Source organism: Dactylosporangium sp. McL0621, from assembly GCF_049995355.1.
In the GTDB taxonomy this organism is placed as follows: Bacteria; Actinomycetota; Actinomycetes; order Mycobacteriales; family Micromonosporaceae; genus Dactylosporangium.
Genome location: NZ_CP188259.1, coordinates 6,482,520 through 6,504,367, shown reverse-complemented (window position 1 = coordinate 6,504,367; position 21,848 = coordinate 6,482,520). Strand labels below are relative to the sequence as shown.

At 75.4% G+C, this 21,848-nt stretch carries 17 protein-coding genes; 10 read left to right on the top strand and 7 right to left on the bottom strand.

The window, feature by feature from the left end; all coding sequences use genetic code 11:
• Positions 1–45: 45 nt before the first annotated feature.
• Together ACPPVO_RS30745 and ACPPVO_RS30740 are read right to left on the bottom strand one after the other, a co-directional pair.
• Positions 46–4,584, bottom strand: coding sequence for a DUF6531 domain-containing protein (locus ACPPVO_RS30745; RefSeq protein ID WP_426502026.1), 4,539 nt, complete (start codon positions 4,582–4,584; stop codon positions 46–48).
• Between the two features lie 5 nt (positions 4,585–4,589).
• Positions 4,590–5,042 carry a hypothetical protein gene (locus ACPPVO_RS30740; RefSeq protein WP_426502025.1) on the bottom strand — a complete coding sequence of 151 codons (453 nt, stop codon included), beginning with the start codon at positions 5,040–5,042 and terminating at the stop codon, positions 4,590–4,592.
• Positions 5,043–5,162: 120 nt separating this feature from the next.
• Here ACPPVO_RS30740 and ACPPVO_RS30735 point away from each other — a divergent pair, with 120 nt between their 5' ends.
• Positions 5,163–5,444, top strand: coding sequence for a pyrophosphorylase (locus ACPPVO_RS30735; protein WP_426502024.1), 282 nt, complete (start codon positions 5,163–5,165; stop codon positions 5,442–5,444).
• A 36-nt stretch (positions 5,445–5,480) separates the two neighbouring features.
• On the opposite strand, the gene ACPPVO_RS30730 is transcribed toward ACPPVO_RS30735, so the two are convergent.
• From ACPPVO_RS30730 to ACPPVO_RS30720, 3 genes are read right to left on the bottom strand one after another with little or no spacing between them, the layout of a single operon-like run.
• Positions 5,481–6,296 carry an SDR family NAD(P)-dependent oxidoreductase gene (locus tag ACPPVO_RS30730; RefSeq protein ID WP_426502023.1) on the bottom strand — a complete coding sequence of 272 codons (816 nt, stop codon included), beginning with the start codon at positions 6,294–6,296 and terminating at the stop codon, positions 5,481–5,483.
• Entirely contained in the window at positions 6,287–7,579 is a 1,293-nt protein-coding gene (locus tag ACPPVO_RS30725; protein ID WP_426502022.1) for a flavin-containing monooxygenase, read from the bottom strand. The genes ACPPVO_RS30730 and ACPPVO_RS30725 overlap by 10 nt, the downstream gene beginning before the upstream one ends.
• Positions 7,580–7,612: 33 nt before the next feature.
• The gene (locus tag ACPPVO_RS30720) at positions 7,613–8,266 is read right to left on the bottom strand and encodes a TetR/AcrR family transcriptional regulator (RefSeq protein WP_426502021.1); all 654 of its coding nucleotides are present in this window, start codon (positions 8,264–8,266) and stop codon (positions 7,613–7,615) included.
• 40 nt (positions 8,267–8,306) lie between these two features.
• On the opposite strand from ACPPVO_RS30720, the gene ACPPVO_RS30715 reads away from it, so the two are divergent.
• From ACPPVO_RS30715 to ACPPVO_RS30700, 4 genes are all read left to right on the top strand, one after another.
• Positions 8,307–9,614, top strand: coding sequence for an MFS transporter (locus ACPPVO_RS30715; RefSeq protein ID WP_426502020.1), 1,308 nt, complete (start codon positions 8,307–8,309; stop codon positions 9,612–9,614).
• 119 nt (positions 9,615–9,733) lie between these two features.
• On the top strand, positions 9,734–11,935 hold the full coding sequence (gene katG / locus ACPPVO_RS30710; RefSeq protein ID WP_426502019.1) for a catalase/peroxidase HPI: 2,202 nt from the start codon (positions 9,734–9,736) through the stop codon (positions 11,933–11,935).
• Positions 11,936–12,059: 124 nt separating this feature from the next.
• Complete coding sequence (locus tag ACPPVO_RS30705) at positions 12,060–12,662, top strand: RNA polymerase sigma factor (protein ID WP_426502018.1); 603 nt, start codon at positions 12,060–12,062, stop codon at positions 12,660–12,662.
• A 5-nt stretch (positions 12,663–12,667) separates the two neighbouring features.
• On the top strand, positions 12,668–13,147 hold the full coding sequence (locus ACPPVO_RS30700; protein ID WP_360382579.1) for a hypothetical protein: 480 nt from the start codon (positions 12,668–12,670) through the stop codon (positions 13,145–13,147).
• 14 nt (positions 13,148–13,161) lie between these two features.
• Here the strand turns inward: ACPPVO_RS30700 and ACPPVO_RS30695 are convergent, their stop codons facing one another.
• The gene (locus ACPPVO_RS30695) at positions 13,162–16,008 is read right to left on the bottom strand and encodes a CHAT domain-containing protein (protein WP_426502017.1); all 2,847 of its coding nucleotides are present in this window, start codon (positions 16,006–16,008) and stop codon (positions 13,162–13,164) included.
• Between the two features lie 60 nt (positions 16,009–16,068).
• Between ACPPVO_RS30695 and ACPPVO_RS30690 the strand changes: the two genes are divergently transcribed.
• From ACPPVO_RS30690 to ACPPVO_RS30670, 5 genes are all read left to right on the top strand, one after another.
• A complete protein-coding gene (locus ACPPVO_RS30690; protein WP_426502016.1) occupies positions 16,069–17,586 on the top strand; it encodes a S8 family serine peptidase in 1,518 nt (505 codons plus the stop codon).
• 41 nt (positions 17,587–17,627) lie between these two features.
• The gene (locus tag ACPPVO_RS30685; protein ID WP_426502015.1) at positions 17,628–18,278 is read left to right on the top strand and encodes a hypothetical protein; all 651 of its coding nucleotides are present in this window, start codon (positions 17,628–17,630) and stop codon (positions 18,276–18,278) included.
• Positions 18,278–19,063 (top strand): hypothetical protein, encoded by a 786-nt coding sequence (locus ACPPVO_RS30680; protein WP_426502014.1) that lies wholly within the window; start codon positions 18,278–18,280, stop codon positions 19,061–19,063. Before ACPPVO_RS30685 ends, ACPPVO_RS30680 begins: the two co-directional genes overlap by 1 nt.
• A 10-nt stretch (positions 19,064–19,073) precedes the next feature.
• Positions 19,074–19,709: a hypothetical protein gene (locus ACPPVO_RS30675; RefSeq protein ID WP_426502013.1), complete on the top strand. Its 636-nt coding sequence runs from the start codon at positions 19,074–19,076 to the stop codon at positions 19,707–19,709.
• A gap of 92 nt (positions 19,710–19,801) precedes the next feature.
• Complete coding sequence (locus ACPPVO_RS30670; RefSeq protein ID WP_426502012.1) at positions 19,802–20,206, top strand: nitroreductase family deazaflavin-dependent oxidoreductase; 405 nt, start codon at positions 19,802–19,804, stop codon at positions 20,204–20,206.
• A 97-nt stretch (positions 20,207–20,303) separates the two neighbouring features.
• Here ACPPVO_RS30670 and ACPPVO_RS30665 read toward each other — a convergent pair whose 3' ends face one another.
• The gene (locus ACPPVO_RS30665) at positions 20,304–21,737 is read right to left on the bottom strand and encodes an FAD-dependent monooxygenase (RefSeq protein ID WP_426502011.1); all 1,434 of its coding nucleotides are present in this window, start codon (positions 21,735–21,737) and stop codon (positions 20,304–20,306) included.
• Positions 21,738–21,848 lie beyond the last annotated feature (111 nt).

The following is a 21,848-nucleotide window of genomic DNA, read 5'->3' as shown; positions in this document are numbered from 1 at the left end:
GTGCGGAGCCTCGGCGCGCCACTGCGGGGCCGGTCGCCCCGACAGTCAGCAGGCCGGCGCGTTCCGGACGGACCACCAGCGCTCGCGCAGCTGCGGCAGGGCGGCGAAGGCGCCGGAGACGTCGACGCCCGGGTTGATGGCGTTCGTCACCTGACTCACCGAGCTCATCGCCTCCGTCCTGATCGGCAGGGCGACGGCGTCGCCGACGGCGCCGGTGAAGCCCGACACCGCCAGGTCGCCCGGCCGGACCGGGGCGCCCGCCAAGACGTCCTGCACCACGGTGCCGGCCACGTTGGCGCCGCTGCCGAGCGCGACCGTGACGCGCTTGGCGAATCCGCCGAGCGCCCCGGTGGCGCCCGCCGCGCCGGCCATCCACAAGTTGACGTCGCCGGTGAAGGCCTTCTGGATGATGACGTTCGAGTCGGCCGACATCAGCGCCATACCCACCGGGGTCCCGACGCCGGTGAGCACCATGGCCCCGCCGGCCACGTACTCCCAGTTGTCGTCGATCCAGTCGTCGGTGCGGTCCCAGAGGTTGCGGCCCATGCGGTCGCGGTACTGCCGCAGCTCGTCGTCCGTCACCGGCCGCAGCCCGAGCGGGTCGGCGAGCGCGAGCGGACTGTTGCCCGCGTAGTGGTACGGGTTGCCCGCGACCGCCGTGCCCGCCACCGGGTCGAGCGGGTCGGGCTGCAGGAACGCGCGGGTGCCCGGCTGGTAGACCCGGTGCCGCAGCCACACCAGGCCGCCGAACTCGATCTCGCCCCACGGGCCGACCTGCGGCGCGGGCGTGGGTTCGGCGCCGGCCCCCCAGGCGTCACGCGGCCCGCCGACCGTGCCCTGCCAGTCCGGCCGCAGCCGGAGCGCGTCCGTGGGGGTGGCGAGCGCCCACGGGGTGCCCAGGCCGACGACGGCAACGTCGCCGACGAACGAGAGCGGGGCCAGCGGATCGGCCGAGTCCCACAGCAGCGCGACCCCGCCCACCTCGGCGAGCTCGCCGAGCGCGTCCACGGTGACGGGCACGGTGGCGCCGCCGGAGTCACGGACACCGGTCAGGCGACCGGCGGCGTCCCAGTCGTAGGCGCGGGACCACTCACCGGTCCGCTCGAGGGTGCGGCGACCGGCGGCGTCGTACGCGTATGTCGTCTCGGCGCCGGCCTCGAGGCGGGCCAGCAGCTGCCCGGCCGGGTCGTACCGGTAGCGGACCTCGGTCGCCGGGCCGCGCTCGAGCTCGAGGCGGCCGTTGGCGTCGTAGGCGTACGTGGCGTCGCCGGCCGAGATCAGCTGCCCGGCCGGGTCGTAGCCGAAGCGGAGCGTGACCCCGTCGGTGGTGCTCGCCACGACCCGGCCGTCCGGGTCCCGCAACAGCTCCGTCAACCGGACCACGCCGTCGGTCTCGACCCGGTGCCCGACGAGGTCGCCGTCGCGGTAGTGCCACCACTGCCGCAGCCGGTCTCCGGTGACCCGCAGGAGGCGGCCCGCCGGGTCCCGCTCGAGCGTCAGGGCGCCCAGCGCCGGATGGTGCAGCCCGGCGACGAGCCCGCCGTCGTCGTACGTGTACCTGGTGCGGGAGCCGTCGGGGTACACCATCGCGGTACGGCGCCCGTCGGCGTCGTAGGTCCAGCGCTCGGCGAGCCCGTCGCGGCGGCGCTCGACGAGCCGTCCGTCGTGGTCCCAGCGCAGCCGGTGCAGGAACAGGCCGGGCTCGTTGACCTCGACCGCGCGTCCGAGCGCGTCGCGCCGGACGGTGACCGGCGGGCGGCCCGGGCCGGCGAACGAGTCGAGGCGCCCCGCGGCGTCGTAGGTGCAGTGCAGCTCGTGGCCGGACGCGTCGGCGTACCCGCTGGGCCGCCCCGCCGCGTCCCGGCTCAGGGTGACCGTGCGGCCCAGCTGATCGGTCTCCGCGACGAGCCGTCCGGCCTCGTCGTACCGGCGCACGACGGTGCCGCCGAGCGCGTCCACCACGCCGACCAGCCGGTCGGCGTCGTCGTAGCGGTAGGCGGTCCGGCCGCCGTTGGCGTCGACGGCCGCGGTCAGGCGGCCCGCCGGGTCGTACTCGAACCGCCGCGCTCCGGCGACCCGGTCGGTGACCGCCACGACCCGGTCGGCGTCGTCGTAGGTGTAGCGGACGGTGCCGCGGCCCGGGGCGGTCGCGGCGACGAGCCGGGCGCCCGCGTCGTAGGTGAACCGTTCGGCCGTGCCGGCGGCGTCGACGCGCTCGACGAGTAGCCCGTCGGCGTCGTACCGCCGCCGGGTGCGACGGCCCGCGCCGTCGGTGTGCGACTCCAGGCGGCCGCAGCGGTCGTACGTGTACCGCTCGACGCGCCCCGACGGCCGGGTGACCTCCGCGAGCCGGCCGCCGCCCGTGTAGGCGAACCGGGTGATGCCGCCGGCGGCGTTCGCGACGGCGACGCGACGGCCGCACCGGTCGTACTCGGCGCGGGTGCGCGTGCCGTCGGCGAGCCGCTCCACGAGCAGCCGGCCGTCCGCGTCGTACTCGTACGCGTGCGCCGCCAGCCCGTCGTGGACCGTGACCGGGCGCCCGGCCGGGTCGACCGTCATCGTGCGGCGGACGCCGGTCGGATCGGTCTCGGCGACGACGTTGCCGTTGGCGTCGTACTCCCACCGCCACGCCGCTCCCGTCGGGTCGACCGTGCCGACGAGCCGCGACATGCCGTCGTGGTGCAGCTCCCACCGGGCGCCGTTCGCCCCGGTGACCTGGGTGACGTTGCCCAGCGGGCCGTACTCCCGGGTCATGACCCGGCCCAGCCCGTCCACCGTCGCCGTCGGGTGGCCGTGCGGGCCGTAGGTGAACTCGCGCCGGTTCCCGGTGGGCTCGACGACCGCGGCGAGCCGCCCACCGGCCGTGTACTCGTACCGCCACGTGCTGCCCGACGGCAGCCGTCGCCGCGTCAGCCGCCCGTGCCGGTCGTACTCCAGCGTGGTGCGCCGGCCTTCGGGGGTCACGACCGCCGTCACCCGGCCGGTCGCGTCGCGCTCCAGCGTCGCGGTGTTGCCGTCCTCGTCGGTGATCGCCACGACCTCGCCGTTGTGGTCGAACCGGAACCTCGTCCGGACGCCGTCGGGGTCGGTGACCTCGTGGACGAGCCCGCCCGCGACCCGCAGCCGGGTGACGCCGCCCTCGGCGTCGGTGATCTCCCAGGGCACGCGTTCGTCGCCGTCGTAGCGCAGGCGGGTGCGCCCGCCGGTGGCGCCGGTGGCCTCGACGACCCGGTCGTGATCGTCGTAGCGCAGCGCGATGGAGCCGCCGCCGGGGCGGACCTGCCGGACGAGCCGGGATCGCTCGTCCCACTCGTTGACCGTCACGGACCCGTCCCGCTCGGACACCGTCACCGGGTTCCCGCGGGGGTCGTAGGTGACCGAGAAACGGTGTTCGTGGGCGTCGACCAGGTTCAGCAACCGTCCGGCGCGGTCGTGGACGTAGGTGTCGGCCGGCTCGTCGTCGCCCTCCCCGGCCACGGCGGTGACGCGGCCGGGGAGGTAGGCGTACCGGCTGCGGCGCCCGAAGGCGGAGGTCTGCTGGAGGACCCGGCCCTCGGCGTCGTAGACGTTGAGGATCTGGGCCACGCCGTCGCCGTCGCGGACCGAGAGGATTCGCCCGGCCTCGTCGACCTCGTATGCGCGCGACGAGCCCGGCGCGTCGACGCCGACGAGCGCGCCGCGCGCGTCGTAGGAGTACGTCACCGCTCGCCCGTCGCTGGAGGCCGCGGCGACGATGCGCTCGCCCTCCCACGTCAGCGTCACGGTGTGGCCCCCGGAGCCGGTCAGGCCGGTGAGCCGCCCGTCGGCGTAGGTGAGCCGCACCTCGGTGCCCGGCCCCTCGTCGAGCCGGATCGGCCGGCCGTCGGCGCCGAACTCCCATCGGCGGCCGCCGGTCCACTCCAGCACCGGCCGGTCGTCGGCGATCCGGGGCCGTGCGGCCACGCCGGCAACCGTGTCGTAGCCGTCGCCGAGCCGGGGAAAGAGCGCCCGCTGGCCGTCCGGGCCCTCGTACTCCAGGCCGTCCGGGCGGCTGGCGAGGCGGACCGACGCCCACGACGACCATCCGGGCCCGAACGGGCCGGTGCGGTCGCTGCGACTGTTGTAGGTGCGGGTGAGGGTCAGCAGCGCGTCGCGGCCGCCGTGCACCAGGTCCCGTTCGACCTCGACGAAGTTGCCGCTGGCGGTGTTGACGGGGTCGTCGGCGTAGCCGGTGGTCGGCGGCGTGCCGTACGCGACCGGGTCGTCGAAGGTGACCGCCGCGCGCCCGCCGTCGAGGCCGGCCGCGCGCAGGCTGGCCTGGATCGCCGCGTCGGGCAGGCGCGCGGGCCCGCGGCCGCCCCCGGCGATCCGGAACGCCTCGGCGATCCGTGCGACCCACCGCGCGTCCTGCTCGTTGAGGTCGACGTAGCTGTGCACCGCCGCCAGCAGCGAGTCGGCCTCGAGCCGGCCCCAGCCGGTCCGGGCGGCGAAATCCGCGTACAGGGAGTTGAGTCGCCCGGAATGTCCGCGCAGCTCCTCGTCGGCATTTCGGCTGCGTTGTGCAAATGCGTCGAGATCGTCCGGTCGGGCAGAGCTCGTAGCCATTCGTATTAACCGTTCCGGGTCGAGCAGGCGGTTTCGGTAATGACGAATTTCGGCGGTTCCACCGGCGGCGGAACCGGTGGCGTGTCGTGTTCGCCGGTGAAGAATTCCTTGAATTTCTCGAAGTTGCCCTCGTCGCGCTGACGCCGCTCCCAGGCCCGGGCCTGCTCCCGGCGATCCTGCTCCTGGCGGGCCATCCGGGCCAGTTCGTCGACCTGGTCGGCGGCCCGGAGCAGGGCCGTGGCCAGGCGCTGGGCGTCGCCGGTGCAGATGCCCATCCGGCCGTCGAACTGCTCCGCGAAGCCGCCGCGCCAGTCCTGCCGGGCCTGCGCGGCGATCGTGTTGCGGTAACCGACCTGCGTTGTCAGCACGCCGGCCGACGACCGGAGCTCGCGCGCGAGCCGGTCGGCGGCGGCCCAGTCGAAACGAACGTTCTCATGGATTGCACCGAGATCCGGCATCGTGCTCCCTTCGGCCGGTTTGCGCCGCCTGACGGTTCAATATAGGGCGCTCGCCGCGACAGCAACAATGCTCGCTTGTACCGTTGGGACGATTCTCGCCATTCGACCGAAGGGGCCCCGATGTCGGGACGTGTACTTTCAACCGATCAGGCCAAGTCGGCCATCCAGCAGGTCCAGTCGATCATCAACGGCGGGCTGGCCGATCAGATCGCCCGGCTGGACTCCCAGGGCAAGGTGCTGTCCGACCCCAACGTGTGGGACGGCCCGCTGGCGCAGCAGTTCCGCGACCAGATCTGGCCGGAGACGAAGTCGGCGCTGGACAAGGCCAAGACCGAGCTGGATCAGCTGCGCGAGCAGTTGCAGAAGATCGCCCAGAACATCATGGCGGCCGGCGGCGCGTGACCGCCCGCGGACGGCGGTGCGTCGCTCGATCCGAGGTCACCGGGCGCGGCGGCGCATGCCCTCCGCGAGCTCGGCGCCGTCCAGGTCGCCCGCGGCCAGCCGCGCCCGCACCGTCCGCGTGACCATCGCCGCCGCCAGCGACGGCAGATGCCGGGCCAGCGCCAGCTCGAGACGTCCGCGCCCGGTCGTGGCCACGTCGCGCGGGGCGCGCCGGGCCGTCGCCGCGCGGAGGATCGCGTCCACCACGCCGTCCACCGGTTCGTAGCGCGAGACCCCCTCCAGGGACAGTCCCGCGCTCGCCGTCGCGTCGTGGATGGGCGAGGCGACCATGCTCGGGTACACCACGCTCACCCCGATGTGCGAGCCCACCTCCAGGCGCAGCGCGTCGGCGTAGGCGGTGAGGGCGCGCTTGCTCACGCCGTACGCGGCGGCCAGCGGCAGCGGCAGCACGGCCATGCGGCTCGCCACGAACACGACGCGGCCGCGGGACGCCTCGAGGGCCGGGACCGCGGCGGCCGTCGTGCGCCAGGCGGCGAGCAGGTTGACCTCCAGCTGGCGGCGGACCTCCGCGCCCGGCGGCAGTTCGGCCGGGGCCGGGCCGCCCACGCCCGCGTTGTTCACGAGCAGGTCCAGGCCGCCGAGGCGGCCGGCGGCCTCGGCGACGGCGGGCGGTACCGCCGCGTCGGACGTCAGGTCGCAGGGCAGGATCGGCGCCGGACCGGCGGGCCCGGGCACCAGGTCCAGGCCGACGACCCGGGCCCCGGCCGCGAGCAGCCGCGCCGTCAGCGCGCGCCCGAACGTGCCGGACGCGCCGGTCACCAGGACCCGCCGGCCCTGCAGCGTCAGCGCCATGTCACACCCCCGGAGTGCCGTGTGCGGAGCTGCGTTGCGGCCTCCGCCAGGTACGCGTCGAAGTCGATCCGCATCGCGGGCCTCCGCTCGCCCCAGCGGTCCCGCGCCGCCCGCAGCTGCCGGGCGCACGCCGCGCGCTGCTGCTGCGGCGGCGGGAGGGCGTAGCGTCCGGCCAGGAAGGCGGCGACCAGCCGGGCCTGCGCCTCGACGACCGGGAGGGCCGCGCCCGTCGACTGCATGAGGCCCACGAAGAAGAGGCCGGGCGCGTCGAGGTGGAAGATCCGCTGGTACAACGGCATCGTCTCGGCGCTGGGCGACAGCAGCGCCGGGTCGAGGAACGGCAGGTCGACGCGGTAGCCGGTGCACCACACGATGAGGTCGACCGGGTCGCGGCGGCCGTCGGTGAAGCGCACCGCGTCGCCGTCGAGGCGCTCGACGCCCGGCCGCACGCCGATCTCCCCGTGCGTGATCCGCGCCAGCAGTCCGTCCGACAGGGTCGGGTGATCCTGCAGAAAACCATGCGTCGGTACCGGTAAGCCGTAGCGCTGCGGCGGCCCGACCGCGAGGCGCAGGAGCCGCTCGCTGATCCTTTGCCGCAGCCGCCACGGCAGCCGCCGCGCCAGGGCGCCGTTGAGCGTGTCCGCGGGCCGGCCCAGCAGGTGCTTCGGCACGATCCACACGCCCCGGCGCAGCGACAGCAGCGTGGCCGCGGCCGCGTGGGAGGCGTCGACGGCGATGTCCATGGCCGAGTTGCCCCCGCCGACGACGAGGACGCGGCGGCCGGCGAGCTGCTCGGGGCCGCGGTAGTCGTGGCTGTGCATGACCTCGCCGTCGAAGTGGCCCGGGTACATCGGCGACGGCAGCCGCGGCACCGCGTTGTGGCCGGTGGCGACGACGACGGCCGGGGCCTCCAGCGTCTCGCCGGCGGCGGTGGTGACGCGCCAGCCGCGCTCGACGCGGGTGACCGGGGTGCCGAAGCGGATGGCGTCGGTGAGGCCGAAGGCGGCGGCGTAGTCGGCGAGGTAGCCGGCGATGCGCGCGTGGTCCGGGTAGTCGGGCCAGTCCGCGGGCATCGGGAAGTCGGCGAACTCGGTGCGGGTGCGGCTGGTGTTGAGGTGCAGGGTGCGGTACGCCGCCGAGCCGGGCGCGCCGAACACCCACAGGCCCCCGGGCCGCTCGCCGGCGTCGAGGGCGACCGCCGGCACGCCCTGGTCGCGCAGGGCCTTCAGCGTGGCCAGGCCGGCCGGGCCCGCGCCGATGACGACGACCGGTTTATCCAACACCCGATGGATAATGCGCCGGGGTATCGGTGAAGGTCAAGCGGTGCCGTACATCCGCCGCAGCCAGCGGTGCGCGAACGCCCGGGCCTCGCGCTGCCGGTCCGGGTCCGGCCCCGCGTGCAGCACCTGCACGGCGTGCGCGTGCAGGGCCCAGATGAGGCTGCGTACCGCGGTGTGCGGGGCGGGCTCGTGCAGGATGCCGGCCGCGTCGGCCGCCGCGAGGACGTCGGCGACCCGGTCGTACAGCGGCGCCGAGTAACGCTCGTCGAGCCCCTCGTGCCCGGCCGGGTCGAGCCAGCGGCGCAGCCACAGCCCGGTGTTCTCGGGGTGGGCCTCGAGGAAGTCGACGAACGTGTCCACGAGGCGGTGCAGCACCGGCAGCACCGCGTCGGCCCCGTCCGGCAGCGCGAGGCGCGCGTCGGCGAGGACCGGGCCCAGCGCCGCCCGCTCGGCCTCGTACACGACGCCGAAGCAGGCCTCGTACAGCGCCGCCTTCCCGCCGGTGTGGTGGTGCACGGTGGCCACGTCGACGCCGGCCGCCTCCGCGATCTGCCGCAGGCTGACCGCGGCGAAGCCGTGCCGGGCGAACAGGCCCACGGCCACGGCCAGGATCGACTCGCTGGTGGCGGCCCGCTCGTCCCGCCGGGGCCGGCCCGGCCCGCGGCGGGGGCTGTCAATGCGTTCCATCATCGCCTAGTATCCATCAACCGTTGGATAACCAGGGGGCGGCATGGACGGCGCACGACTTCCCCGGGCCGGGCTGGCGGCGTTCGCCACCGGGTCGTTCGGCATGGGCATCTGGATCACGGTGCCGGGCCTGCTCCTGCTGTACTTCCTCACCGACGTCCTCGCCGTCACGCCGCTGCTGGCCGGGGCCGCCCTGCTCGTGCCCAAGATCGCCGACGTGGTGCTCCACCCCTGGGTCGGCACCGTCTCCGACGCGGGCCTGGCCCGCCACGGCAGCCGGCGCCGCCTGCTGCTGCTCGGCTGCGCGCTCTTCGCCGCGTTCGCCGCGCTCTTCACGGTACCGGCACACCTCTCCGGCCCCGCCGCCGCCGGCTGGGTGGCGGTCGCCTTCGTCGCGGGCAACCTGCTCTTCGCCGCCTACCAGGTGCCCTACCTGTCCACCCCGGCCGACCTCGCGATCGGCTACCACGAGCGCACCCGCCTCATGGGCTTCCGCATGGTCGTGCTCACCATCGGCATCCTCGCCAGCGGCCTGGCCGCGCCGCTGCTGGCCGGGGGTGACGAGCCGACCCGGGCCGGCTACGCCACGATGGCCCTCGCGCTCGGCGCCGGCATGCTCGTCGCCATGCTGGTCGGCGTCGCCGGCGTCGGCCGGCTCGCCGTGGCCGCCCCGCTGGAGCGCACCCGCCGCGGCCGCGCGCTGCTGGTCGCGCTGCGGGACCGGCAGTTCCGCCGGCTCATCGCGGCCTACCTGGCCATGTCCACGACGTCGCACCTGGTGCTGGCCGGGGTGCCGTACTACACCGAGTACGAGCTCGGCCGCCCGAAGCTCACCACCGTCCTCGTGGCCGCGTTCCTGGCCCCGGCCCTGCTCGCCACGCCGGCCTGGGTCACGGTCGCGCGCCGCTACGGCAAGCAGCGCGGCCTGCTCGTCGCCCAGGCCGTCTTCGTGCTCGGCTGCCTGGTGCTGGCCGCGGGCTCGGCGGTGGGCGTGCCGGTGCTCGTCGCCGCGGTCGCCGTGCTCGGGGTCGCGTTCGCCGCGCTGCAGCTGCTGCCGTTCTCGATGCTGCCCGACGTCGTGGCCGCCTCGGGCCGGGCCGAGAGCGCGGGCAGCTACACCGGCGTGTGGACCGCGGTGGACTCGCTCGGCGGGGCGCTCGGGCCGTACGTGTACGCCGCCTGCCTCGCCCTCGGCGGCTTCGTGGCGAGCGCGGGCGAGGTGGTCCAGCCGGCCTCGGCGGTCACCTGGATCCGGCTCGGCTTCGGGGCGGTACCGGCGGCGCTGATGCTTCTGGCGTTGCTCCTGCAGCGGGGGTACCGCCTCGACGCCACCGCCGCGCTCGGCCGCTGACTCACCCGCCCGCCGCAAAATCATCGGAGTGTTCGGTGGAACGGAGGGCGCGGTCACCGGTAGGCTGTGCTCGACTAAGACTTGATTGATTCCAGAACGTGGGGAAGAAGAAGCGGACAATGTCTGACAACAAGGACGTTACCGAGAGCGCCAGCGAGAGCGAGAACCCGTCTATCCCGGCCCCGACCGCGAAGGCGAGCCGCCCGCACACCAACCGTGACTGGTGGCCCAACCAGCTCGACCTGTCGGTGCTGCACCGGCACACGGCCCGGGCCAACCCGCTGGACGAGGACTTCGACTACCGTGCGGAGTTCGCCAAGCTCGACGTCGAGGCGCTCAAGCGCGACCTCAACGCGCTCATGACGGACTCGCAGGAGTGGTGGCCGGCCGACTACGGCCACTACGGACCGCTGTTCATCCGTATGAGCTGGCACGCGGCGGGCACCTACCGCACCACCGACGGCCGGGGCGGCGGCGGCAGCGGGGCCCAGCGCTTCGCGCCGCTGAACAGCTGGCCCGACAACGCCAGCCTCGACAAGGCGCGCCGGCTGCTGTGGCCGGTCAAGGAGAAGTACGGCCGCCAGATCTCCTGGGCCGACCTGCTGGTCTTCGCCGGCAACGTCGCCTACGAGTCGATGGGCTTCAAGACCTTCGGCTTCGGCTTCGGCCGCGAGGACATCTGGGAGCCCGAGGAGATCTTCTGGGGCCCGGAGGACACCTGGCTCGGCGACGAGCGCTACAGCGGCGAGCGCGAGCTGGCCGACCCGCTCGGCGCCGTGCAGATGGGCCTCATCTACGTCAACCCGGAGGGCCCGGCCGGCCACCCCGACATCCTGGGCTCCGCCCGCGACATCCGCGAGACGTTCGGCCGCATGGCGATGAACGACGAGGAGACCGCCGCGCTCATCATCGGCGGCCACACCGTCGGCAAGGCGCACGGCGCGCACAGGCCGGACCACCTCGGCCCGGAGCCGGAGGGTGCCCCGATCGAGCAGCAGGGCCTCGGCTGGAAGAACCAGGCCGGCACCGGCGTCGGCGTCGACGCGCTCACCTCCGGCCTGGAGGGCGCCTGGACGACCGCGCCGACCCAGTGGGACAACGGCTTCCTCGACAACCTGTACGGGTACGAGTGGGAGCTGACCGAGAGCCCGGCCGGCGCCAAGCAGTGGAAGCCCAAGGACGGCGCGGGCGCGGACACCGTTCCCGACGCCCACGACCCGGCCCGGCGCCACGCCCCGATGATGCTGACCTCGGACCTGGCGCTGCGCTACGACGAGATCTACGGGCCGATCACCCAGCGCTGGCACCAGCACCCCGAGGAGCTCGCCGACGCGTTCGCCAAGGCCTGGTACAAGCTGCTGCACCGCGACATGGGGCCGGTCGCGCGCTACCTCGGCCCGTGGGTCCCGGCGCCGCAGCTGTGGCAGGACCCGGTCCCGGCCGTCGAGGGCACGCTCATCGACGACGCCGACGTCGCGGCCCTCAAGGCCCAGGTGCTTGACTCCGGCCTGACCGCCACCCAGCTCATCGCCACCGCGTGGGCCGCGGCGGCCAGCTTCCGCTGGACCGACAAGCGCGGCGGGGCCAACGGCGGCCGCATCCGCCTCGCGCCCCAGAAGGACTGGGCCGTCAACGAGCCGGAGCAGCTTGCGGCGGTACTGCCCGTGCTCGAGCGCATCCGCTCCGAGTTCAACGCCGGGGGCAAGCAGGTCTCCCTCGCCGACCTGATCGTGCTCGGCGGCGGCGCGGCGATCGAGCGGGCGGCCCGCGAGGCCGGGCACACGGTGACCGTGCCGTTCGCGCCCGGACGCACCGACGCCACGCAGGAGCAGACCGACGTCGACTCCTTCAAGGTGCTCGAGCCGCGCGCCGACGGCTTCCGCAACTGGGTCCGCGCCGGCGAGAAGCTCCCGCCGGAGATCCTGCTCGTCGACCGGGCGTACATGCTCAACCTGAGCGCGCCCGAGATGGCCGTGCTCGTCGGCGGCCTGCGGTCGCTCGGCGTCAACCACGGCGGGGCCGCGCACGGCGTGTTCACCGACCGTCCGGGCACGCTGAGCAACGACTTCTTCGTGAACCTGCTGCGTGCCGGCACGCAGTGGTCGGTGTCGAAGTCGGACGAGAACGTGTACGAGGGCCGGGCCGCCGACGGCGAGGTCAAGTGGACCGCGACCGCGGTCGACCTCGTGTTCGGCTCGCACTCCCAGCTGCGCGCGATCTCGGAGGTGTACGCCTCGGCCGACGCCCAGGACAAGTTCGTCCGCGACTTCGTCAAGGCGTGGGCCAAGGTCACCGACCTGGACCGGTTCGACCTGGTCTGACCAGGGCCGTCCCTTTACCGCGAAGCCGGATCCGCCGCTGTGGCGGGTCCGGCTTCGCGCATGTATCAGACCGGTGCCCTCCCGCGTCATGTCGGCAGGGACCAGGTCGGCAGGGGGCGGCGCGATGGACGAGTTCGACCCGGCGGAGCTGCTGCGACGCATCCAGGGCGGCGACGCGGCGGCGTGGGAGGAGCTGACCGGGCGGTACACCGGCCTGCTCTGGTCGGTCGCCCGCAGCCTCGGCCTGCACGAGGCCGACGCCGCCGACGCGGTGCAGACGAGCTGGCTGCGCCTGCTGGAGAACCTCGACGCGATCCAGCGCCCGGAGCGGCTCGGCGCCTGGCTGGCCACGACGGTACGTCACGAAAGCCTCACGATCCACCGCCGCGCCGCCCGGCTCCAGCTCGGCGCCCCGGACGAGCCCGACGGCTGGGACGCCATCGTGGCCGTCGCCGACCCGCTCGAGGACGGGCTGCTGCGCGACGAGCGCGACGCCGCCCTCTGGCACGCCCTGGGCCGCCTGCGCCCTGCCTGCCAGCGCCTGATGCGCGTGCTCATGGCCGATCCGCCGCCGTCGTACGCCGAGATCGCCGCCGCGCTCGGCATCCCGATGGGCAGCATCGGCCCGACCCGGCAGCGCTGCTTCCAGTGCCTGCGCGACCTGCTGGACGGCGACGAACTCTTCGACGACGCCCCGCACCGGCCGACCGACGCCCGGAAGGGGTGATCGCGGTGACGCCCGACATGTTCTCCCGATGGCAGCAGGACGCGCTCGCCGCCTTCCGGCGCATCGCGGCCGCCGTCGACCCGCCGCCGGCGCACCTGCTGCCGGCGGCGCGTGCGGCCTTCCTCGCCCGCGACCTGGACGCCGAGATCGCGCTGCTCATCGCCGACTCCCGCACCCACGACGTGTACGCGGCGGTCCGGTCCGAGCCGGCCGCGGCGCCGGGCCGGTGGCTGCTGTCGTTCGAGGGGGGCGGGATCGCGGTGGAGCTGGAGGTCGAGGCGCGCGGGGGGCGGGTCCGGCTGATCGGCCTGATCACGGGCGCGGCCGCCGGGGACTGCCACCTGGAGTCGGCCACGGGCCGCCGCGGGGTCGACCTGGACGAGCTGGGCCGCTTCCTGGTGGAGGACGTCGAGCACGGACGGGTGCGGCTGCACTGCCGCGCGGCGGACGGGGCGCGTGTGACGACGGCCTGGGTGACCGTGTGACGCCCGCTCCTGTTTCAGTGGCCCAGCGCGACGAAGGCGAGGGCGGTGGCCAGCGCGACCGGGCCGCCGTCGGTGCCCGCCCGCGCGTCCGCCAGCGCCTCGCCCCCCGCCGCGCCCGCGCGCAGGCCCGCGTGCACCTGCGCCATGAACGGGGCGGTCGCCGCGTCGTTCACCGGCACGACGCTGGCCAGCAGGCTCGTCGTGCCCAGCGGCACCAGCACGCTGATCATGCCGAGCAGCTCGTCGCCGGGCATCGCGGCCACCATCCCGGACTCGCAGCTGGACAGGATCAGCCGCCGCGGCGCCCGGCGCAGCCGCCCGAGGTCGTACACGGTCAGCTCCCCGTCGGCCAGGCGCAGCGACGAGAACAGCGGGTTGTCGGCGCGGAAGACGCCGTGCGCGGCGATGTGCGCGGTCGCCGCCCCGTCCACCGCCGCGAGCACCTTGGCCGCGGTGGCCTCCCCGCCGGTGAGTACGACCGGCTTGCGGTACCCGGCGGCGATCCGCGCCGCCTCCGCGCGCGTGCCCGGCAGCCCCGGCCCGACGACGACCACGGTGCGCCGCCGCGGGTCCGGCGGCAGGCTCCGCGCCCGCAGCCACACCGCCGCGGAGGGCGCGACGCACCAGGGGAGCCGCCGCAGCGCCGGCAGCATCGCCCACGGCACGGCGTGCAGCCGGCTGGGCGGCGCGATGACCACCGGCCGCCCGCCGACCTCGTCCGCGGCCGGCCCGAGCACCGCGGCCTGCAGGCACCGGCCCGCGCGCTCGAGCAGGTCCTCGCTGCCGCGCGGTGCCCGTCCGCGGGCCAGGCGCCGCAGCAGGAACCGCGCCAGCTCGACCTCCCGGACCGCCGCCGCCAGCGGCCCGACCTCGTACAGCCGGGTGCGCCCGGCCCGGGCCGTGACCGCGTACAGCACGCCGTCGACGGCGACCAGCTCCATGAGCAGGTGCCCGTCGAGCCGCCCGAGCACCTCGTCGCGCGGCGGGAACCCCGCCTCGCGGGCCCGGCGATCGCGCGGCAGTGGCCCGGCGGTGTCCTCGCTCCGGCGGCCGGATGGAGGGTGTCCGGCCGCCGGAGCGCGGGGCGGCGGGTGTTTGGGCGCCTGGCCGGCCTCGTGGTCAGCCGGCGGGTGGTCGGCGGCCTCGCCGGCGCGGTGCTGCGCCGCCGCCCGGTGGTCGCGCGGCGGGTGGTCGGCGGCCTCGCCGGCGCGGTGCTGCGCCGCCGCCCGGTGGTCGCGCGGCGGGTGGTCGGCGGCCCCGTCGGCCCGGCGCCGCGCCGCCGCCCGGCGGGTTCGGGCGCGGATCGCCGCCTCCAGCCGCCGCCGGTCGTGCTCCAGCGACCCGATCCCGGCCCCGGCCGCCCGCGCCCGGTCGATGCGGTTCATGATGTCCCGCAGCGCGGCGAGGTCGGCGGCGAGTTCCGGCTCCTCCACGGGCCGCCGCGGCGCCGGTGCGAGCGCCCCCGCCCGCCAGCGCTCGCTCCACCGCAGCAGCATCCCGGCGTCCCCGCGGCGCAGGGCGTGCCGCTGGCCGATCGCGGCCAGCTCCGTGCCGTGCGCGGCCGCGTGGATGCGCAGCTCGACCGCGCCCAGCCGCTGCTGGTGCTGGGCCGCCGCGGCCAGGCCGCGCCGGCACGCGGCCAGCGCCGCCCGGGTCCGGCCCCGCGCCTCGGCCCGCAGCGCCTGGGCGAGCCAGGCCGCCGCGAGCCCGTACGCCGGGCCGCGCCACCCCAGCGCCGCCGCCCGCGCGAGGTGCCGGTCCGCCGCGGCGAGCCGCCCGCCGGCCGTGGCAAGCCGGCCCGCCAGCATGTGCGCCGCCCCGGCCTCCTCGGCGTGCAGCTCGTCGAGGCGGTCGGCGATCCGCTCGGCCACCGCGCGCAGGCGGCCGTCGCGCCGGCCGGCGTCGTAGCCGGACTGCACGAGCAGGAACGCGGCCCGGGCGGCCCACCACCGGCGGTGCTGGGCGCGGAACAGGTCCCGGGCGGCCCGGGCTCGCTCGGCCGCGTCCTGCGGGCGGCCGGCGGCCTGGGCGGCGCGGGCGGCGGCGAAGAGCATCTCGGCCTTGTCCGCGGTACGGCCCGGCAGCCGCGCCACGCCCGCGTCGGCGAGCGCGAGCGCCTCGGCGGCCAGCCCCGCGGCGACGAGCACCTTGCACCGGTCGACGACAAGGTCCGACACGTACGCGCCGAGCCGCGCGTACCGGCCCTCGGCCTCGTCGAGCAGCGCCAGCGCCGCGGGCAGGTCCCCGGCGAGCACGGCGAGCTCGGCCCGGTTGTGCACGATGAAGGCCAGCTCGAGCTCCTGGCCGGCCTCGGCGAAGAGGCGCCCGGCGATCGCCAGGTCGCGCTCGGCGCGGGCCGCCTCGCCGAAGTTGACGTACACCCCGAACCGGCAGCTGCGCGCCCGCGCCTCCCACACGACGTCGCCGTGGCGGTGCAGCAGGGGAATGGCCCGGTCGAGGTCGGCCAGCGCCGCCTCCCGCCGGCCCATCGTCGCCAGGTGGTGCGCGCGGCGCATCAGCGCCCGGCCCGCGACCTGCCCGGTGCCGGCCGCCACCGCCGCGTCGAGCGCCGCGAGCCCCGCCGCGGTCCGCCCGGCCATCGCGAGGGTGGAGCCGAGCGTCGCCTGCACGTCGGCGACCCGCCCGCCGTCGCCCGCGGCCCGGGCCAGCCGTAGCGCCTGGCGCAGCTGCCGCAGTGCGTCCGGGAACCGTCCCGCGTCGCGTACCACGATCGCGCGCGCCTGGTGCGCCACGGACGCCGGGCCCGGTCCGACCCCGGCCGCGATCAGCCGGTCCGCCTCGGCCAGCGCGTCGGCCGGGCGGGACAGCGCAAGCAGCAGCAGCTCGTCGCCCTCGGGCACGCCTCCCAGTGTGGGGCCAACCCGACCACCGACCAACGGCAATACCGGAAGGAGCCGATGATGAACGACGAAGGATGGCCGCGGTCCCGCGAGGCCCGCACGCCGGCCGAGGCCCAGACCGCGCTGGTGCTGGAGGAGTACGGCAACTACGTCGAGCCCGGGCCGCCGGACTGGGACGAGACCGGCGGCATCCGGTACTTCGTGCGGCGCGGCTTCGTGCTCGCCCGCGAGGAGTCCGCCGCCCGCGCCCGCGAGATCCTGGCCGCGGCCGGCTTCCGGCCCCGCGACGACGCCGGGCGCATCGCGGCGCCGCACCCGGGGGCGGAGCAGCGCCCAGAGGAGCCCCGCGACGACGCCGGGCGCATCGCGGCGCCGCACCCGGGGGCGGAGCGGCGCCCGGAGGAGCCCCGCGACGACGCCGAGCGCACCGCGGCGCCGCACCCGGGGGCGGAGCGGCGCCCGGAGGAGCCCCGCGACGGCGATGCGTTCCACGGCCTGCGGTACCTGCGCATCGGCGCCGGTCGCAGTGTGTTCGACGCGCTGCGGGTGCTGCGCAACGGCCTGTTCGACGGGGAGGGCCGGCGCACCCACGACCCGCTGAGCCCCGGCGACGTCGGCCCGGAGCACCTGCTGCACCTGACCGACCACACCGGCGTCTGCCCCGCCGACGAGCCCGGCCACGTCCCGCCGCACACGCCGCCCGACCCTCCGCCGACCGGCGAGCACCGGGCCGGCGAGGGCATCCGGATCCTGGTCATCGACACCGGCCTGGACCCGAAGGCGGCCGCGAAGCCGTGGCTGGCGGGCGTCACCGGCGACCCCGATCCGGGCGTCGGCGGCGGGAGGATCAAGCGGTACGCCGGCCACGGCACCTTCATCGCCGGCGTCATCCGCACCGTGGCCCCGGCCGCCGAGGTCATCGTGCGCGCCGGGCTGCCCGGGAGCCTGTTCGGCCCGGCGACGAACCCGCCCGGCACCGCGTTCGAGCGCGAGCTGGCGGCCTCGCTCGAGCACGGCCTCGTCCACGACCACCCGGACGTCATCAGCCTGTCGGCCGGCACGCTCACCGACGACCCGGCCAAGCTGATGGTCCTCGACGCCTTCCACGACAGCTTCCTGCACCGGTACAAGGGCGTGGTGCTCGTCGCCGCGGCCGGCAACGACGGCGGCCGAGCGCCGTTCTGGCCCGCCGCGAGCCGCTGGGCGGTCGGCGTCGGGGCCCTCGCCGCACACTGGCGGGCCCGCGCCGGGTTCAGCAACTTCGGCTCGTGGGTCGACGTGTACGCGCCCGGCGAGCGGCTCGTCAACGCGTTCCCGAGCGGGATGTACACGTACACCGAACCGCCCCGCCGCGGCGTCCGGCAGCGCTTCGAGGGCATGGCCACGTGGAGCGGCACCTCGTTCTCCACGCCGATGGTCGCCGGGCTCATCGCGGCCCGCATGTCGTGCACCGGCGAGAACGGCCCGGCCGCCGCGGCCGCGCTCATCGCCCAGGCCCGCCGCGACGCGATCCCCGGCGTCGGTGCCGTGCTGCTGCCGCCGCCCGGGCAACCGCACCACTGTCGTATCAACGAGTGACCCCCGCGCGTCGAGAAGGCAAAGGATTGGGGGGTACTTCCATGAGCCTGACCGGAACCTTCGGCGTCTTCGGCGCCCTCGGCCAGGCGGGGGTGAACAAGGCGCTCACGACCCTGTTCACCGTCCGCCCGCACTACCTGCATTACGCCTCGCCGCCGTTCGTGTCCGCCAGCTCTCCGGCGGTCACGGCGATGAGCGCGATCCCGTTCCCCGGGGTGCCCGGCGGCATCCCGTGGGCGGTCGACTTCACCGTCCCGCACGTCGACCTGTTCCCGGCCGACGGCGCGCTGCCGCCGCCGCTGGGCCTGGGCCCGAACCAGTTCGCGGTCGCGACCGCGGCCACCATCACCGTCGGCTGCCTGCGCGACGACCCCAAGGACGACCGGCACCGGACGGTGACGCCGGTGCGCACGACGCTCGACGTGGTCGCGGTCGGCCACCCGAGCGCCCGGTACTTCTCGCCCGGCGTCGGCGACGTCTCGCTCGTCGTCGACCAGGTGGCCGTCGAGAAGGTCGAGCCGCCGTCGCTGGACGGGCTGCTCGAATGCCTGGTCCGCACGCTGCTCAACGGCGCGCTGAGCCAGGTCCGGCTGCCGTTCGACCTCATCGACGGCGGGTTCTTCAAGCTCGTGCTGCAGTCCGGCCCGGCCGTCGCCGACGACCGGCTCGAAGTGTGGGGAGGCGTGGCCTGATGGCGACCGACATCATCGCCGCGGTCGACGAGGCCGCCGCGAACGTGCTGCTGCAGCGCGGGGAGCAGGCGCTGGGGACCCGCAGCGCCTCCGGCTCGGCCGCGCTGGGCCCGTTCGGCGCCGCCTACAGCGCCTCCGCGAACCTGACCGGCGGCGTGCTGCGGCTCGTCGCCCCCGGTACCGCCGCCGTCGACGACGTCGCGGTGCACTACACGCTGTCGCTGAAGCTCACGCTCGACCTGAGCTTCCTCGACTTCTGCCTGCCGCGGATCTGCATCCCGACGCCGTTCGGCGACATCTGCACGCCGAAGATCTGCCTGGGCTTCCCGACCATCACCGTGCCGGTGTCGTTCTCCAGCACCGCGGTCGTCTCGGCCGACTTCGGCCTGTCGGTCACGCTCGCCGGCGGCGACTGGGTGGTCGCGCTCGTCATCCAGCAGGTGCGCAAGCTCGACCTCGGCGCCGCCGCGACCGCGCTCGTGCTGGCGATCGGCGGCGCGGTGGCCGCGGCCGTCGCCGCCGTGCCGTTCATCGGCCCGCTGCTCGCCCTGGCCGTCGGCGTCATCATGGCCGCGTTCGGCGTCGCGTCGATCACCGGCCTGCTGGGCACCGTCGTCAATCTGTTCGTCGCCGGCCTCACCATCGAGCTGACCCGCCGCTCACAGGTCATCACCCTGCCGGCCGCCGGCCCGAACGACCCCGCCGTGCCGTTCACCATCGCCGCGCTCGCGGCGGAGGTCCAGTCCACCGGCGAGGACGAGCTCGTCCTCAGCGCGGACCTGTGAGGAGAGGCCGATGCACACGCTCGACAGCAGGTTTCTCAACCTGACGAACTGTTTCTCGTACCGTTTCAGCGCGCCCGGCACCTTCCGCTACGACCTGTCGCCGCTGCCGACCGGGCTCGCCGACGAGGACGACGACGCGCGCGCGATCGTCGTGGCCGACAAGGAGGGCGGCGCGCAGCAGCAGCACCACATCACCGTGGGCCGGGTCGACGGCGAGCTGACCGCCACCCCGGCGCGGCTCGAGGTCAACCGGGGCGACCTCGTCACCTGGTCGACCGACGGCACCACGGGCACCGGCTTCGCGGTGCGCGGCGCGATCGGCAAGACCGTCGTGGACTCCGCCGCGCTGTGCGACGAGTCCGTCTACACCCACGCGTTCGGCCTGCCCGGCACCTACGAGTGGGCGGACGCCAACGGCAGCGGCCTGCGCGGCGTGGTCCGCGTCGCCGCGCCCGAGCCCCGGGCCCAGAAGGCGAACGGGCGGCGCACGCAGTGGCAGCGGGCCCTGGCCCGCGGCACCCTGGTGCACGTCCGCGGCGCGGCGGCCGAGCCCGCCGAGGTCGAGATCCAGGTCGGCCAGACCGTGTTCTGGGCGGTCCAGGACGCCCCGGGGGTCACCATCACCGACGTGTCCCTGCTGCGCTGAACCGCCCGCCACCGTCCGGGCGGCCATGGGTCGCCCGGACGGTGGCCGGCGCCGAGGTAGCCGTCGGCGCCGTACGGTGATGTGATTGAGCCGTGAGCGACTGGAATGCAAAGATCATCGAAGAGTTTCGCGCCAACGGCGGCAAGGTCGGCGGCCCGTTCGAGGGCGGCACGCTGCTGCTCATCCACCACCTCGGCGCCCGCACCGGCACCGAGCGCGTCAACCCCGTGGCCTACCTGCCCGACGGCGACCGCATGGTGATCGTCGCCTCGGCGGCCGGCGCGGACAAGAACCCGGACTGGTACCACAACCTCAACGCCAACCCCGACACGACCGCCGAGGTCGGCACCGAGGTGCTCGACGTGCACGCCGAGGAGATCCTGGACGAGGACTACACCGCGACCTGGCAGCGCCTGGTCGCCCGGATGCCGGGCTTCGCCGACTACCAGACGAAGACCAGCCGGCGCATTCCCCTGATCGCGCTGACCCGGCGCTGAACCCGGCGGCCACGGCCCCGGCTTCCTCGAACGCGTGGTCGGCCCGCCGGCCGCCGCCTACGTCGCCGAGGCCGCCGGGGCCTGACGCCGTGCCCGCTCAGCCGGTGGGGCGGCCGAACCAGCGGGCGAGGTGCGCGTCCAGGTCCCGCTGGTCGTCGCCGATCCAGGCGACGTGGCCGTCGGGGCGCAGCAGGACGCACGGAACATCCAGGGCCGCCGTGGGGTCCGCGAGGTGGTCGACGCGGTCCGACCAGCCGCCCACGGTCAGGCCCTCGGTGCGGTCCAGCAGCAGGCCGCGGCCGCCGTGCAGGAGGTCGTAGAGGCGGCCCGGTTTGACGTCGATGTCGGGCTGGCGGCGGCCGAGCAGGTCGGGGCCGGCGCCGAAGTCGTAGCGCACGCCGATCGCGGTGATCTTCTCGAGCAGGTAGCGGTTCACCTCGTCGAAGTTCATCAGCTCGGTCAGCAGGCGGCGCACGGCCCGCGGGCCCGGGCCGTCGGACAGCAGCTCCGTCTGGGCGCGGGTGTTGTCCAGCACGTCCGCGGCGACCGGACGGCGTTCGGCCTCGTAGGTGTCCAGCAGCGCCTCCGGGGCCCAGCCGCGGACCTGCGCCGCCAGTTTCCAGCCGAGGTTGAAGGCGTCCTGGAGGCCCAGGTTCAGGCCCTGGCCGCCGATCGGCGGATGGATGTGGGCCGCGTCGCCGGCCAGCAGCACCCGCCCGGCCCGATAGTGCTCGGCCAGCCGGGTGGCGTCCCCGAAGCGGGACAGCCAGCGCGGGGAGTGCACGCCGAAGTCGGTACCGGCGACGGCGCGCAACTGGTGCCGGAAGTCCTCCAGGGTGGGCGGTTCCGCGCGGTCGCTGACGCCCGCGGCGGGGATGACGACGCGGTAGACGCCCGGGCCGGCGGGCCCGAACATGACGCGCTTGTCGGTCTCGCGGATCTGCGCCACCCGGGCGGCGATCTCCTCCGGCGGCGCGCTCGCCTCCAGCTCGCCCATCAGCGTGTCGTTGCGTGCGGGCTCGCCGGGGAAGCCGACGCCGAGCAGTTTGCGCACCCTGCTGCGCGCGCCGTCACAGCCGACGAGGTAGCGCGCCCGCAGCCGTTCGCCGCCGGCCAGCTCGACCGTCACCCCGTCGTCGTCCGGCTCGAAGCCGGCCACCGCACGGCCGCGCCGGACCTGCGCGCCCAGGGCGATCGCGTGCTCCTCGAGCAGCTGGACCACGGCCGGCTGCGGGATGCCCAGCAGGTAGGCGTGCGCGGAGTCCACGCGCGCGGGCGCGGGCTGGTCGATGGCGGCGAAGTAGGCACCGGCCGGGCGCCGCCGTCCGTGTTCCAGCATGCCGTCCAGCAGCCCGCGCATGGCCAGCAGCTCGAGGCTGCGGATGTGCAGGCCGACGATGCGCACGGACGACGTGGGCTCGGTGTCCTGCTCCAGGACGAGTACCCGCACATCGTGCCGCCGCAGCTCGGCGGCCAGCATCGCACCGGCCGGCCCGCAGCCGGCGATGATCACGTCAAATTCAGGGTCCATGGGTGTTGCCTTCCGGGAGTGCCTCGTGGGCGGGGCGCTCCCGGCGACACCTACGTCAGTCGCCCAGCCGTGACGGCAGGGGGAGCACCCACATCGCTACAGCGTTCATGG

Bases quoted from the DNA above. Each gene is read 5' to 3' on its own strand.
- ACPPVO_RS30730 (WP_426502023.1), bottom strand. From the start codon at position 6,296: ATGGCGCTGACGCTGCAGGGCCGGCGGGTCCTGGTGACCGGCGCGTCC.
- ACPPVO_RS30745 (WP_426502026.1), bottom strand. From the start codon at position 4,584: ATGGCTACGAGCTCTGCCCGACCGGACGATCTCGACGCATTTGCACAA.
- ACPPVO_RS30690 (WP_426502016.1), top strand. From the start codon at position 16,069: ATGAACGACGAAGGATGGCCGCGGTCCCGCGAGGCCCGCACGCCGGCC.
- ACPPVO_RS30675 (WP_426502013.1), top strand. From the start codon at position 19,074: ATGCACACGCTCGACAGCAGGTTTCTCAACCTGACGAACTGTTTCTCG.
- ACPPVO_RS30715 (WP_426502020.1), top strand. From the start codon at position 8,307: ATGGACGGCGCACGACTTCCCCGGGCCGGGCTGGCGGCGTTCGCCACC.
- ACPPVO_RS30665 (WP_426502011.1), bottom strand. From the start codon at position 21,737: ATGGACCCTGAATTTGACGTGATCATCGCCGGCTGCGGGCCGGCCGGT.
- ACPPVO_RS30685 (WP_426502015.1), top strand. From the start codon at position 17,628: ATGAGCCTGACCGGAACCTTCGGCGTCTTCGGCGCCCTCGGCCAGGCG.
- ACPPVO_RS30740 (WP_426502025.1), bottom strand. From the start codon at position 5,042: ATGCCGGATCTCGGTGCAATCCATGAGAACGTTCGTTTCGACTGGGCC.
- ACPPVO_RS30735 (WP_426502024.1), top strand. From the start codon at position 5,163: ATGTCGGGACGTGTACTTTCAACCGATCAGGCCAAGTCGGCCATCCAG.
- katG (WP_426502019.1), top strand. From the start codon at position 9,734: ATGTCTGACAACAAGGACGTTACCGAGAGCGCCAGCGAGAGCGAGAAC.
- ACPPVO_RS30705 (WP_426502018.1), top strand. From the start codon at position 12,060: ATGGACGAGTTCGACCCGGCGGAGCTGCTGCGACGCATCCAGGGCGGC.
- ACPPVO_RS30720 (WP_426502021.1), bottom strand. From the start codon at position 8,266: ATGATGGAACGCATTGACAGCCCCCGCCGCGGGCCGGGCCGGCCCCGG.
- ACPPVO_RS30680 (WP_426502014.1), top strand. From the start codon at position 18,278: ATGGCGACCGACATCATCGCCGCGGTCGACGAGGCCGCCGCGAACGTG.